Source organism: Alteromonas sp. 14N.309.X.WAT.G.H12 (genome assembly GCF_036697315.1).
In the GTDB taxonomy this organism is placed as follows: Bacteria; Pseudomonadota; Gammaproteobacteria; order Enterobacterales; family Alteromonadaceae; genus Alteromonas.
The window spans coordinates 1-374 of record NZ_JBAHZB010000262.1; the positions used below are offsets into that span (position 1 = coordinate 1).

The 374-nt window shown below is 52.4% G+C and carries 1 pseudogene; it reads left to right on the forward strand.

The features are described from left to right. A pseudogene (locus V5298_RS20900) lies at positions 1-374 on the forward strand (RTX toxin); the annotation flags it as partial.

Sequence of the window (374 nt, forward strand, 5' to 3'; positions counted from 1 at the left end):
GTGATCAGTATCGAAGTCACCGACAGTGACAGCGATACCCAGACCTTCACAACCACCGTATTACCTGACGGTTCATTCTCAGTAGATTTACCGGCTGCCGCGTCGGAAGGCTTGCTCAATGTGGATGTGTCGGTGCTGGACAACGCGGGGAATCTGGCTTCGGTTAGCACCTCTGGCCTTATCGATCTCACGCTCCCAATACTGAACCTAGATGCTTTGTCTAACCTCAACAGTGCCACCCCCACCATCAGCGGGACCTGTGATGAAATTGGTGCAGTGATCAGTATCGAAGTCACCGACAGTGACAGCGATACCCAAAGTTTCACCACCACCGTATTACCTGACGGCTCTTTCTCAGTAGATTTACCGGCTGC